The following is a 301-nucleotide window of genomic DNA, read 5'->3' as shown; positions in this document are numbered from 1 at the left end:
TCGGTGGTGTCGCCGTCGGCGATCGGGCCGGTCTTGTCACCCACATCGTCGTTCACCACCACGCTGCTTGAATCCGGCACGGTGGTGTCAACGACGATCGGGAAGCTGCCGCTCTCTTTATGGTTGCCAGCCGGATCGGTGGCAGTGACGGCAAAGTTGTGGTTGCCATCTGCCAGCGCCGTGTCCGGGGTGAAGGTCCACTTACCGTTGCTGTCAGCAGTCACGGAACCCAGGATCTGGCTGCCGTCGCGGATAGTAACAATATCGCCAGCCGCCGCCGTCCCGTTCAGGGTCGGGGTGC

General features: G+C 63.1%; 1 protein-coding gene. It reads right to left on the bottom strand.

What is annotated here, in order from left to right:
- On the bottom strand, positions 1 to 301 hold a 301-nt coding region (locus tag AOY23_RS22910; protein ID WP_200906059.1), incomplete at both ends, for an Ig-like domain-containing protein.

Origin of the sequence: Trabulsiella odontotermitis (assembly GCF_001297775.1) — a bacterium.
GTDB classification, from domain to species: domain Bacteria; phylum Pseudomonadota; class Gammaproteobacteria; order Enterobacterales; family Enterobacteriaceae; genus Trabulsiella; species Trabulsiella odontotermitis.
This window is presented reverse-complemented; position numbering and strand designations above follow the sequence as displayed.